This is a genomic window from Burkholderia sp. ABCPW 11 (assembly GCF_001523445.1).
In the GTDB taxonomy this organism is placed as follows: Bacteria; Pseudomonadota; Gammaproteobacteria; order Burkholderiales; family Burkholderiaceae; genus Burkholderia.
This window is the reverse complement of record NZ_LOVM01000002.1, coordinates 160,612-172,685: the sequence shown is the minus strand read 5'-3', so window position 1 is coordinate 172,685 and position 12,074 is coordinate 160,612. Positions and strand designations below refer to the sequence as shown.

Genomic DNA, 12,074 nt, shown 5'->3' with positions numbered 1-12,074 from the left:
TGAGACATGCAGAGAGAAACCGTATTCGACCTGATCGGCGTGGGCTTCGGGCCGTCGAATCTGGCGCTGGCCGTGCGCCTCGCGGAGCGCGGCGGCGTGCACGCGCTCGCCCATTGCTTCGTCGAGCGCCAGCCGGAATTCGGCTGGCATCGCGGGATGCTGCTCGACGACTGCCGGATGCAGATCTCGTTTCTGAAGGATCTCGTCACGATGCGCGATCCGAAAAGCCGCTACACGTTCATCAACTACCTGTTCGAACGCGGCCGGCTGAACGAATTCGTGAACCTGAAGAATTTCTATCCGACCCGCGTCGAATTCCACGACTACCTGAGCTGGGTGGCCGACGCGTTCGACGATCGCGTCCATTACAGCGAGACCGTGCTCGGGATCGAACCCGTGCGCGGCGAGGGGGCAAGGATCGACGCACTGCGCGTGCTGTCGCGCGACGCGGCCGGCCACGAGCGCCAGCGCGTCACGCGTGCGCTGTCGATCGGCGTCGGCGGCACGCCGGCGATTCCGGATGCGTTCGCCGCGCTCGGCCGCGACCGCGTGATCCATTCGTCATCCTACCTGACCGACATCGACCGGCTCGTCGCGTCGCCCGACGGCGAGCGACGCCGTGTCGCGGTGATCGGGGCGGGGCAGAGCGCGGCCGAGGTGTTCATCGACCTCGCGCGCCGCTTCCCGCACGTCGACGCGAGCCTCGTGATGCGCGCAGGCGCGCTGAAGCCGGCCGACGACAGCCCGTTCGTCAACGAAATCTTCAGCCCCGAATTCACCGACGTCGTCTATGCGCAGCCGCACGATGCGCGCCGTGCGCTGCTCGAGCGCTATCGCGACACGAACTACGCGGTGGTCGACCGGCCGCTGATCGAGCAGATCTACGAAATGCTGTACCTGCAGCGCATCGACGGCACGCCGCGTCATGCGCTGCTCGCGAACAGCGCGATCGAGGCCGCGGTGCGCACCGCCGACGGCCGCATCGAGTTGACGTTGCGCGACCGGTTGAGCGGCATCACGCGCGTCGAGCGCTTCGACGCGCTCGTGCTCGCGACCGGCTACCGCCGCGACACGCATTCGGCGCTGCTCGAAGGCCTCGCGCCGCATCTGGGCGATGCGCTCGCGCGCGGCGACGTGACGCGCGACTACCTGCTCGCGACGCCCGAGCACTTCGCGCCGCGCATCTATCTGCAAGGCTGCTGCGAAGACAGCCACGGCCTGTCCGACACGCTGCTGTCGGTACTGGCGCGCCGCGCGGACGAAATCTGCGCGTCGCTCGAAGACGGGATCGCGTCCGCGCATGACGAAGGCGCGGCCCGGGCAACGCATGAAAAACGACCGAACAACGGGGTGAGCGCGGGCCGGATGGCTTTCGCTCTTTGACAAAGGCGCGGTCGGAGACCGCATGAAAAAAGTGGAGCAGAAGAAGATGGAGTGGGCAACAGGCACGCGTTTGCGTGCGATCGCAGCCGCGGCAAGCGTGGCGTTCGGTACGGCGGCGGCAGGGCACGCTTACGCCCAGACGGCGCCGGCCGTGAACGCAGGCGCCGCGGCGTCGGCGAGCAGTGCGCAAAACGGCGCGACGGCGAATCCGTCGACGGGCGCGCAAAACGGCACGCTGCCGGCGATCACCGTCAACGCGGCCTCGGCGGGAGACGGCACGGTCGGGCTCGTCGCGAAGCGCAGCACGACCGGCACCAAGACCGACACGCCGCTCAACGAGATCCCGCAGACGATCAACGTCGTCACCGCGCAGCAGATCGAGATGACCGGCGCCACCGACGTGAACGCGGCGCTGCGCTACGTGCCGGGCTTCTCGTCGTACGGATCGGACAACCGCTCCGACTGGTACGCGGCGCTGCGCGGCTTCACGCCGACCGCCTACGTGAACGGGCTGCAGGTGCCGAACACGATCAACCTCGCGAGCTGGCGCGTCGATCCGTACATGATCGACAGCATCAGCGTGCTGCGCGGGCCGACCTCGGTGCTGTACGGCGCGGGCGATCCGGGCGCGATCATCGACGTGCACACCAAGCTCGCCGACGGCGAGCGCGTGCGCGAAGCGGGCGTGCAGATCGGCAACTACGCACGCAAGCAGTTCATGATCGACGTCGGCGACAAGCTCGATCCGGACGGCAAGTATGCGTACCGGTTCGTCGGCGTCGCGCGCGACGGCAATGCACTGACGGGACCGAACAACGATCAGCGCGTCGCACTCGCGCCGTCGTTCCGCTGGCGCCCGGACGCGGATACGTCGCTGACGTTGTCCGCGACCTACCTGCAGGACTGGGGCGACATCTCGTCGAACTTCCTGCCGGCGCAGGGCACGGTGCTGCCGAATCCGAACGGCCAGATCGACAAGGACATCTACGAAGGCGACGGCAACTTCAACTACTACCGCAAGAAGCAGTGGTCGGTCGGTTACCAGTTCGAGCGCAACCTGACGCCGGCCTGGACGTTCCGTCAGAACACGCGCCTGATGCACCTGTCGCTCGACAACGGTTCGGTGTGGGGCAACGGCTTCTCGGACGACACGCTGACCACCGTCAATCGCTGGGCCGGCGTGTTCCAGATGAACTACAGCCGCTTCGACATCGACAACAACCTCGAGGGCCGGTTCGCGACGGGGCCGCTGCAGCACACGCTGCTGCTCGGCTTCCAGTACAACCGCCAGACCACGACCGACAGCGAATGGTTGGCCGCCGCGCCGACACTGAACCTGTACAACCCGGTCTATACGCCGGTCACGACGGCCGTGTTCTCGGATCCGAACACCACGTACCGCACGAATACGTACACGACGATGAACACGTTCGGCCTGTACGCGCAGGACCAGATCAAGTGGAACCGCTGGACGCTGACGCTCGGCGGCCGCGAGGACTGGGTCAACATGCGGATGGACGACCGCGCGGCCGGCACGTCGACGAAGGCGGACGTCACGGCGTTCACCGGCCGCGTCGGCCTCACGTACCAGGGCGATTACGGGCTGTCGCCGTACATCAGCTACGCGACGTCGTTCAATCCGCTGATCGGCGTGAACCTGCTCGGCGGCGGGCTGCCGCAGCCGACGCGCGGCAAGCAGATCGAGGCCGGCCTGCGCTGGCAGCCGCCCGGCAAGAACCTGATGTTGAACGCGGCGATCTACCAGATCAACCAGACCAACGTGCTGACGCCGGCGCTGCCGAGCCAGGACGACACCGGCACGAAGTCCGTGCAGACGGGCGAAGTGCGTTCGCGCGGGATCGAGCTGAGCGCGACCGGCAAGGTCACGCCGAACCTGTCGGTGGTCGCGTCGTATGTCTACCAGGATGTGAAGGTCATCAAGGCGAACGACAACACGCTGAACAACTGGCCGGTCGATATTCCGCGTCCGCGCCAGATGGCGTCGCTGTGGACCGACTGGACATGGCACACGGGGCCGCTCGCCGGCTTCGGCCTCGGCGGCGGCATTCGCTACCAGAGCGCGTCGGCCGGTGCGGCCGACAACTCGCTGACGGTGTCGAGCGTCACGCTGTTCGATGCGGGCCTGCATTACGACACGCGTAACTGGCGCTTCGCCGTAAACGGGACGAACCTGTTCAATCGCCATTACATCAGCGGTTGCCAATCGGCGAACGTCTGCATTTTCGGGACCGACCGCACGGTGATCGCGACCGCGAAATACAACTGGTGACGTCGCGCGCCGCCGCTCGCCGGCCGGCCTTCGTGGCCGGCGCGGGCCGGCCGCGGCGCCTTCGTCCGCTTTTTTCCACGACGCCTCCATGCCGAAGAAAAATCTCGTCTACATCCAGTCGCTGCGCAACGGCGCGGCCGATCGTGCCGGCCAGCCGGTCGCTTATCGGGGCGGCACGCGCTACATGAAGGCGCCGCTCGAATTCCTCGTCGAACGCCTGAACGATTCGCCGCTCGGCGAACGCTACACGCTCCAGGGCGTGATCGTCGACGACGACGACGGGTCGCCATCCGACCGCGCGAAAGTGGCCGATTACGGGTTCGCACGCACGCCGGGCCGCCCGTGGATCTTGCCGGAGGGCTTGACGGTGCAAGGCCGGCCCGTCGACGAACTGTTCTGCACGATCGCGTCGACGTATCGGCGGCTGCCGCGCGACGCGCGCGAACGCGTGACCGGCAAACAGGCATTCGAGCGCCGCCTGCTCGAGCGCCTGCTCGAACTCGACGCCGACATCGTCGTGCTCGACGGGCTGCTCGTGATCCTCGACGAACTCGTGCGGCCGGGCGCGCGTTTTCACCGGCGCATCGCGAACATCCACCCGGGCATCACGGCCGACGATTCGCCGTACCAGCGGCGCGGCGCGTGGGCGACGCTCGACGCGCTGCACGGCGCACGCGGCGAACGGGTCGACTGGGCCACCGGCGCGACGTCGTCCGTCGAACCCGTGACGATGACGGGCGCGTCGTTCCACTACGTCGACAACGGTATCGATTCCGGCGAGGTGATCTGCGACGTGCTCGACACGCCGATCGCGCCGGACGACACGATTCTCGAACTGCGCTGGAACAACTTCCAGCGCAGCCTGTTTCCGGCGCTCGAACGCGGGCTGCACGTGCTCGCCGATCGCCACGACGCGGGAGCATTGTGATGCAGGACACGCTGACGAAACCGGCCGGCACGGCCGACGCCGTCGAAGGTGAAGTGGCCGCGGCGCTCGACGGCGCCGCGCACGGGCAAGCGGCGGCCGTCGTCGAGCAGGCGCTCGACGCATGGCGGCCCGACGACGCGCCGGACGCGCTGCTCGCGACCTTCGTCGCACTGTTCAACACCGACACGCGGCACGATGCGGCGACGATCTCGGTGCCGCTCGGCGGCGCCGATGCGGCGGCCGTGGCATCGTACGTCGCGCGTGCGGTGCGCGAAGGCGTGATCGACGGCGCGCAGGTCGCGGGCGACACGCTGCGGCTCACCGTGTCGCGCACGACGTTCTGGCAGAATCCGCGGCCGTGGCTGAAGGCGCCCGCGTCGGGCGGGATGCCGCTGCGCTACGCGATCACGAACGGCCATCGGCATCCGGTGCGGCCGCCGTCGCCGGCCGGCGAGATTTATGCCCGCGCGATGCCGCAGGTCGGCATGACGTTCAGCCTGCGCACCGTCGACATCGATGCGCACGCGGACCTGTTCAGCACCTGGATGAACCTCGACCGTGTCGCGCATTTCTGGGACCAGCGCGGCACGCGCGACGAGCATGCGGCGTATCTCGCCGAACGGCTCGCCGACCCGCACATGCACCCGATGATCGGCTATTTCGACGACACGCCGTTCGGCTATTTCGAGTTCTACTGGGCGAAGGAGGACCGCCTCGCGCCGTTCTACGATGCGCACGACTACGATCGCGGGCTGCACCTGCTGATCGGCGACTCGCGTTTTCAGAGCGCCGGCAAGCTGCATGCGTGGTGGAGCGGGGTGCTGCACTACATGTTCGTCGACGAGCCGCGCACGCAGCGGCTCGTCGGCGAGCCGCGCGTCGACCACGTGCGGCATATCGCGTACATGCATCGGCTCGGGTTCTACACGCTGAAGGAGTTCGATTTCCCGCACAAGCGCGCGGCGCTCACCGTGATCGAGCGCGATACGTTCTTTGACACTTTCCGGTTGCCATGAGGGGCGGCGCGCGCAGCGTCGGTGCGACGGTGTGCGCGGCCTTGCGATGCGTATGCATTGGCCGTCCGGTATATGGACCGCGCGGCCTGCGTCATGAAGAATGGATTGCTCCTATCATCGACGACAGGCCGGCAGCATGAATCAGACATCCTCGACCACGTGGGGCGCAACGGTGGATTCGCCTCCCGCCAAATTGACATATGCCAGCATATGTCTACAGTGGGCGCATCGTACTCCCATGGAGTGGCTCATGCGCACCGTTTCCATTTTCAAGAACGCCCGTAACCAGGCAATCCGCATCCCGAAGGACATGGAGTTCGAGGGTGTCACGGAGCTCGAGATCCGCCGCGAGGGCGATACGCTGCTGTTACGGCCGGTCCGTCCCACGTGGCTGTCGTTCGCGAACGAACCGCTGGCCGATGCCGATTTCCTTGCCGAGCGCCCGGCCGTCATCGAATCCGGCCGCTTCGACTTGTCCGGCGACGCCGATGCGCCGACGGAGTCCAAGCGGTGACCACGCTCTACATGCTCGATACGAACATCTGTTCGTTCATCATGCGCGAGCGGCCGCCCGCGGTGCTGTCGCGGTTGCAGTCGTGCGTCAACGCGCAGCACCGGATCGTCGTATCGGCCGTTACTTATGCCGAAATGCGGTTTGGTGCAGTCGGCAGAAAGGCATCGCGAAGCATGCCGAGCTCGTGACGAGCTTTGTCGCGCGGCTGGACGGCGTGCTGTCGTGGGATACCGCGGCGATCGATGCAACGACTGCGATCCGCGCCGACCTTGCCGCACGCGGCACGCCGATCGACGCGAACGACGCCTCGATCGCCGGCCACGCGATCGCAGCCGGTGCGGTGCTCGTCACGAACAATGGTCGCGAATTCAGTCGTGTCGCGGGGTTGCCGCTCGAAGACTGGGCAGCCTCGGCATGACGCGGCGAATGCACGACGGTATTGCCGTCGCGCGGCAGCATGTCATGCCCGACGAACGGGCGGGTCCGAGAGGAAGCCATCGCGGAACGCATCGAGATACCGGTCGGCATCGTCATTGAATTCACCTGGCAAGAGCGCGAACGCGCGGGCCTGCAGATCCTGCCCGAGCGTCGCGTAAGTCGCTTCGTCGGACAACAGCGCGCGGATCGCATCGCGCGTATGCGGCGACGCGGCGCGCTTCGCGTCACGCGCGAGCAGCGCCGCTGCCGCCAGCTCCGGCTGAAAGCCATGTCGTTCGAGCAGGTCGGGCGCGACGTCCCAGATGCGCTCGCGATTGCCCGCATCGTGAAAATGCGTGAGCAGGAACAGCAGGTCGTACGCGTCGCTGTTCTGGCGTGCGCGTCGGTCCTTCCACGCGAGCAGCTTCAGCAGCGCGAGCGCCGGCAGGCTCGCCACCGGCACCGTGATGCCGGCGCCGATCGACACGGTCAGCGCGGTATCGACCGCCTCCTGAAAACCCAGCACGTTCAGCACGAAGTCGCCGCCGGGCGGCCATGCGATTTCGCCGGGCGGCGCTTCGAGCGGCCCGAACGGCACGAGGTCGAGTTCCGTGCGAAAGCCTTGCGTACCGCTGTCGAACAGCAGTTTCTGCCGATGCTTCGGCGCGCGGGCGAATTGCCCGGTCGCGACGAGCGTATCGACGAGCCGTGCATGAAACGGCCAACTGACCGCGCACACCGCGACGTCGACGTCCCGCGTCGCGCGCACCGGCCGGATGCCGTGGACATGCCACATCAGGATGTCGCGTGCGGTCGCGCCGGCCACGACGAATGCCGCGTCGAGTTGCGCGCAGGCCGCGCCAACCGACTGCAGCAGCGCCACCGCCGCCGGCTCGAGCGGGCGGCTCGCATCAACTTCAAGCGGGCGGGTGGGCGAGGTATCGGTCATGGATGTGTTCGGCGGCGGCAAGATTGCGGCTGTCTCCGGATGAGACGAGATCCGCATAGATCAGGAGCGGCGGCACGAGCGGCACATCTTGCTCGCGCCAGTCGAGTGCCGGCGAGCGCGGCCAGAAAGCTTCGAGGATTTCGACGTCGCCGTGCGCGTCCGGACGCAGGCGGCCCTGCAGCAGCAGGCGGTTCGGCACGGCGCCGTGCGTATAGACGGTGATCGCGGCCGGCTTCAGATCGTGCGTCAGCAGATCGGCCGCCGGCTCGCCGCCGAGTTGCGCATCGAAAGCCGCGAAATCGAAGCCGCGCCACCAGTCGGGCGCGAGGCCGGCAAACCGGCGACTCGGCAGCTTCGCACGCAAGCGGCTCGGGTACAGCGCGGCCCATTCCTGTACGAAGCGCGGCCAGTCGGGAATCAGGCGCTCGCCGTTGCGGCGTTGCCCGACGAGACCGCGCGCGATCAGATCGTCCATCGCGAGATTGACCGTGCCGAGCGCGACGCCCGACGCGGCGGCAATCTCCCGATACGGCTGCGCGACCAGGCCCGGCTGCGTCGCCAGCGCGAACATCATGGCCAGCCCCTTCGGCGTCGTCGCGCGTGACGCCTGCCGGCGCGGCGTGCGTGCAGGTTTGGGCCGGCCCGCGATCATGACGGTCGCTTCCGGCTGGATCAGACATGCGTTGCCGGCGGTGTCGAGAAACGGAATACCCTGGTCGATCAGGCCGGCGGCCAGTTCGCCGGAAAGGTAGGGTGCGACCAGCATCAGCGGCCGCTCGCCGGGCGCGTGTGCGGTCCCGCCTCTGCGGCGACGCAGTTCCGCGAGCGCGCCCGCCAGCGATTCGATACGAAGGCTCACGGCGGCCGGCATCTCCACCACCTGTCCCGCCACGTCGAAGCGAATCATCGCGTCGGCACGCGCGCGGTATGCCGCCGGCACGCGCACGGGCCGCGCGTTGAAGCGCGGGGTTATGCGGCCGAACGCGGCGCACGCTTCGTCGAGCACCTGCTGTTCCGACATCGGGAGAGTGGCGTTCTTGGGCATCAACGAGGATCGCTTGTTCACTTTTTTATCAGCGTACACAAAAAATGTACAAACGTCAAAGAGTGAACATAATCTCGTAAGTCTTTGAGATAAAGGCAGTATTTCAGGCGCATAAATGACCACGACCACCCCTCTTGCACGAGAATTCGCGACAGGACGCCCAGTGTCGCACGGCCGGATCGGCCGCGTCAGTCGTCCGGATGGCCGGCCACCATGTGCGCTGAGCCATATTTCCATATAGCAACCACCGGTTGCTACCGCGACGACTTTCCGTCTGCCCGGTTGCTGCCGAATCGACTATCGTTGCCTGCATGTTCCTCATCGCACATCAGGAGACGACACCGTGACGCACAGCGTGATTCCCGCAGGCCTCGCCGACGAAATGATCGAGATTCGGCATCGCATCCACGCCCATCCCGAACTGGGTTTCGAGGAATTCGCGACGAGCGATCTCGTCGCCGAACAATTGCAGTCGTGGGGCTACACCGTGCATCGCGGGCTCGGCGGCACCGGCGTCGTCGCCCAGTTGAAAGTGGGCGACGGCAAGCAGCGCCTCGGCCTGCGCGCCGACATGGACGCGCTGCCGATTCACGAAGCGACGGGCCTGCCGTACCAGAGCACGATCGCGGGCAAGATGCACGCATGCGGCCACGACGGCCACACGGCGATGCTGCTGGCGGCCGCGAAACACCTCGCGCGCGAACGCCGCTTCTCGGGCACGCTGAACCTGATTTTCCAGCCGGCCGAGGAAGGGCTCGGCGGCGCGAAGAAGATGCTCGACGAAGGGCTGTTCGAGCAATTTCCGTGTGACGCGATCTTCGCGATGCACAACATGCCGGGCTTTCCGACCGGCAAATTCGGTTTCCTGCCGGGGGCGTTCATGGCGTCGTCGGATACCGTCGTCATCGACGTGCAGGGCCGCGGCGGTCACGGCGCGGTGCCGCACCGGGCGATCGATCCGGTCGTCGTGTGCGCGCAGATCGTGCTGGCGCTGCAGACGATCGTGTCGCGCAACGTGTCGCCGCTCGACATGGCGATCGTCACGGTCGGCGCGATCCATGCGGGCGAGGCGCCGAACGTGATTCCCGATCGCGCGCAGATGCGCCTGTCGGTGCGTGCGCTGAAGCCCGAGGTGCGCGACCTGCTCGAAACGCGCATCAACGAGGTCGTGCATACGCAGGCGGCCGTGTTCGGTGCGACCGCGACGATCGACTACCAGCGCCGCTACCCGGTGCTCGTGAACGATGCTCAGATGACGGCGTTCGCGCGCGGCGTCGCTCGCGAATGGGTCGGCGAAGCCAATCTGATCGACGGGATGGTGCCGCTCACCGGCAGCGAGGATTTCGCGTTCCTGCTCGAGAAACGGCCGGGCTGCTACCTGATCATCGGCAACGGCGACGGGGAGGGCGGCTGCATGGTGCATAACCCCGGCTACGACTTCAACGACGCGGCGCTGCCGACCGGCGCGTCGTATTGGGTCAAGCTGACCGAGGCGTTTCTGGTGTGACGGACGAGGCGAGGCACGCGGCGCCGGGCCGAGCATCGGCCCCGCTTCGGAACGGCGAACGCGCGGCCTCGATCCGAGCGCCGCATCCAGCTATCTAGAACGCGTCCCCGCCGAACAACGCCACGACTGCATCCGGATTCGACGGCCAGTACATGTGCATGTACGTCGCGACGATCGCGCCGCTCCGGTAGACGGCTTCGCCGCTGTCCCGCGCGGCGTCGGGGCGCGCGGCGCGCGCGACCGGTTCCAGCGGCGTCGCGAGCCGCGAATAGTGGAACGTATGACCGCGCATCGGCCCGGTGCGCGTATCGAGCTGCTGCATGCCGAGCGCCGCGAACCGGCGCTGCATCGTCGCATGCCCCGGCAGCAGGCCGAGCATCGGCGTCGTCGAGCCATCCGCATCGGTCAGCGATTCGCACAAATACACCATCCCGCCGCATTCCGCGACGATCGGCCGTCCGGCTGCCGCGTGCGCACGAATCGTCCGTGCGGTCACGGCATTCCCGGCAAGCGTCGCCGCATGCAGTTCCGGATAGCCGCCCGGCAAAAACAGCGCATCGCAATCGTCGGGCACGGGTTCGTCGGCGAGCGGCGAGAAGAATCGCAGCGTCGCACCGAGCGTATCCAGCAGTGCGAGATTGGCCGGATAGATGAACGAGAACGCCGCATCGCGCGCCACCGCGATCCGCTTGCCGGCCAGCGCGCGCGGCAGCGGCGCGGCCACGTCCGGTTCCGCGAACGCGACGGCCGGCGGCAAGTCGGCCAGCGCCGTCTGCGCGAGCACATCGGCCGCGCGATCGAGCCGCGCGTCGAGATCGTCGATATCGGCCGGCCGATGCAGGCCGAGATGTCGCTCCGGCAGCGCGATGCCCGCATCGGCCGGCACGTGTCCGAGCCAGCGCAGCTCGTCGGGCAACGCCTGTTGCAGCAATTGCGCGTGCCGACCCGAGCCGACGCGATTGGCCAGCACGCCGTGAAACGGCAATCCCGGCCGGAACCGCGCGAGCCCGAAGGCGATCGCCGCGAACGTCTGCGCCATCGCCTTCGCCGAAATCACCGCGACGACCGGCACGCCGAACGCGGCCGCGAGATCGGCGCTGCTCGGCGTGCCGTCGAACAGCCCCATCACGCCTTCGATCAGGATCAGGTCCGCGTCGCGCGCGGCTTCGGCGAGCAGCGCGCGGCAGCCGGCCTCGCCGACCATCCCGAGGTCGAGCGCATGCACGCTCGCGCCGCTCGCGCGTTCGAGCAGCATCGGATCGAGAAAATCGGGGCCGGTCTTGAACACGCGCACGCGGCGGCCGAGCCGGCGGTGCAGCCGCGCGAGGCCGGCCGTCACCGACGTCTTGCCCTGGCCAGACGCGGGGGCGCTGACGAACAGCGCGGGGCAGGCCGGCATGCTCAGAACTCCACGCCGCGCTGCGCCTTCACGCCTTGCTCCTTGTACGGATGCTTGACGAGCCGCATTTCGGTGACGAGATCGGCTGCATCGATCAGTGCATCGGGCGCATGCCGCCCGGTGACGACGACGTGCACCGACGCCGGACGCGCGACGAGCGTCGCGAGCACTTCGTCGAGCGGCAGGTATTCGTACTTCAGCACGGTGTTCAGTTCGTCGAGGATCACCATCCGGTAGTCGCCGCTGTCGATCATCCGGCGCGCCTCGTCCCAGCCCTTGCGCGCGGTCGCGATATCGGCGTCGCGATTCTGCGTGTTCCACGTATAGCCGTCGCCCATCGTCACGAAATCGCATTGCGCGACCGCGCCGAGGAAGTCGCGCTCGGACGTGTGCAGCGCCCCCTTGATGAACTGCACGACGCCGAGCCGCATGCCGTGGCCGAGCACGCGCACGGCCATCCCGAACGCGGCCGTGCTCTTGCCCTTGCCGTTGCCGGTGTGAACGATCAGCAGGCCCTTTTCCTGCGTGGCGGCGGCCTGCTTCTTCTCGTGGCCGGCGCGGCGGCGTTCGGCCATCCGCTGATGGGATTCGGAATCGGTCTTCATCGGGAATCGTCCTGTCGAAAG

At 67.5% G+C, this 12,074-nt stretch carries 10 protein-coding genes and 1 pseudogene; 7 read left to right on the top strand and 4 right to left on the bottom strand.

The window, feature by feature from the left end; all coding sequences use genetic code 11:
• Positions 1–6: 6 nt before the first annotated feature.
• From WS61_RS01555 to WS61_RS35895, 6 genes and pseudogenes are all read left to right on the top strand, one after another.
• Positions 7–1,383, top strand: coding sequence for a lysine N(6)-hydroxylase/L-ornithine N(5)-oxygenase family protein (locus WS61_RS01555; RefSeq protein ID WP_059498942.1), 1,377 nt, complete (start codon positions 7–9; stop codon positions 1,381–1,383).
• Positions 1,384–1,405: 22 nt separating this feature from the next.
• Positions 1,406–3,673 (top strand): TonB-dependent siderophore receptor, encoded by a 2,268-nt coding sequence (locus WS61_RS01550; RefSeq protein ID WP_059498941.1) that lies wholly within the window; start codon positions 1,406–1,408, stop codon positions 3,671–3,673.
• Between the two features lie 88 nt (positions 3,674–3,761).
• Positions 3,762–4,601, top strand: coding sequence for a N(5)-hydroxyornithine transformylase PvdF (locus tag WS61_RS01545; RefSeq protein ID WP_059498940.1), 840 nt, complete (start codon positions 3,762–3,764; stop codon positions 4,599–4,601).
• Complete coding sequence (locus WS61_RS01540) at positions 4,601–5,617, top strand: GNAT family N-acetyltransferase (RefSeq protein WP_059498939.1); 1,017 nt, start codon at positions 4,601–4,603, stop codon at positions 5,615–5,617. Before WS61_RS01545 ends, WS61_RS01540 begins: the two co-directional genes overlap by 1 nt.
• Before the next feature lie 250 nt (positions 5,618–5,867).
• Entirely contained in the window at positions 5,868–6,131 is a 264-nt protein-coding gene (gene vapB, locus WS61_RS01535; RefSeq protein ID WP_059499090.1) for a type II toxin-antitoxin system VapB family antitoxin, read from the top strand.
• Positions 6,128–6,549 (top strand): annotated as a pseudogene (locus WS61_RS35895) (PIN domain-containing protein). Before vapB ends, WS61_RS35895 begins: the two are co-directional and overlap by 4 nt.
• 42 nt (positions 6,550–6,591) lie before the next feature.
• Here the strand turns inward: WS61_RS35895 and WS61_RS01525 are convergent.
• Both WS61_RS01525 and WS61_RS01520 read right to left on the bottom strand, forming a co-directional pair.
• Complete coding sequence (locus tag WS61_RS01525; protein WP_059498938.1) at positions 6,592–7,497, bottom strand: nucleotidyl transferase AbiEii/AbiGii toxin family protein; 906 nt, start codon at positions 7,495–7,497, stop codon at positions 6,592–6,594.
• Positions 7,466–8,542 carry a type IV toxin-antitoxin system AbiEi family antitoxin gene (locus tag WS61_RS01520; protein ID WP_059498937.1) on the bottom strand — a complete coding sequence of 359 codons (1,077 nt, stop codon included), beginning with the start codon at positions 8,540–8,542 and terminating at the stop codon, positions 7,466–7,468. The genes WS61_RS01525 and WS61_RS01520 overlap by 32 nt, the downstream gene beginning before the upstream one ends.
• A 343-nt stretch (positions 8,543–8,885) precedes the next feature.
• Here WS61_RS01520 and WS61_RS01515 point away from each other — a divergent pair, with 343 nt between their 5' ends.
• Entirely contained in the window at positions 8,886–10,049 is a 1,164-nt protein-coding gene (locus WS61_RS01515; protein WP_059498936.1) for a M20 aminoacylase family protein, read from the top strand.
• Between the two features lie 94 nt (positions 10,050–10,143).
• On the opposite strand, the gene WS61_RS01510 is transcribed toward WS61_RS01515, so the two are convergent.
• Complete coding sequence (locus WS61_RS01510) at positions 10,144–11,448, bottom strand: cobyrinate a,c-diamide synthase (RefSeq protein WP_059498935.1); 1,305 nt, start codon at positions 11,446–11,448, stop codon at positions 10,144–10,146.
• 2 nt (positions 11,449–11,450) lie between these two features.
• The gene (gene cobO / locus WS61_RS01505; protein ID WP_034207296.1) at positions 11,451–12,053 is read right to left on the bottom strand and encodes a cob(I)yrinic acid a,c-diamide adenosyltransferase; all 603 of its coding nucleotides are present in this window, start codon (positions 12,051–12,053) and stop codon (positions 11,451–11,453) included.
• Positions 12,054–12,074 lie beyond the last annotated feature (21 nt).

What these genes read in the sequence shown, in the direction of transcription:
- vapB (WP_059499090.1), top strand. Translation starts at nt 5,868, where the DNA reads ATGCGCACCGTTTCCATTTTCAAGAACGCCCGTAACCAGGCAATCCGC.
- cobO (WP_034207296.1), bottom strand. Translation starts at nt 12,053, where the DNA reads ATGAAGACCGATTCCGAATCCCATCAGCGGATGGCCGAACGCCGCCGC.
- WS61_RS01555 (WP_059498942.1), top strand. Translation starts at nt 7, where the DNA reads ATGCAGAGAGAAACCGTATTCGACCTGATCGGCGTGGGCTTCGGGCCG.
- WS61_RS01510 (WP_059498935.1), bottom strand. Translation starts at nt 11,448, where the DNA reads ATGCCGGCCTGCCCCGCGCTGTTCGTCAGCGCCCCCGCGTCTGGCCAG.
- WS61_RS01520 (WP_059498937.1), bottom strand. Translation starts at nt 8,542, where the DNA reads ATGCCCAAGAACGCCACTCTCCCGATGTCGGAACAGCAGGTGCTCGAC.
- WS61_RS01540 (WP_059498939.1), top strand. Translation starts at nt 4,601, where the DNA reads ATGCAGGACACGCTGACGAAACCGGCCGGCACGGCCGACGCCGTCGAA.
- WS61_RS01545 (WP_059498940.1), top strand. Translation starts at nt 3,762, where the DNA reads ATGCCGAAGAAAAATCTCGTCTACATCCAGTCGCTGCGCAACGGCGCG.
- WS61_RS01525 (WP_059498938.1), bottom strand. Translation starts at nt 7,497, where the DNA reads ATGACCGATACCTCGCCCACCCGCCCGCTTGAAGTTGATGCGAGCCGC.
- WS61_RS01550 (WP_059498941.1), top strand. Translation starts at nt 1,406, where the DNA reads ATGAAAAAAGTGGAGCAGAAGAAGATGGAGTGGGCAACAGGCACGCGT.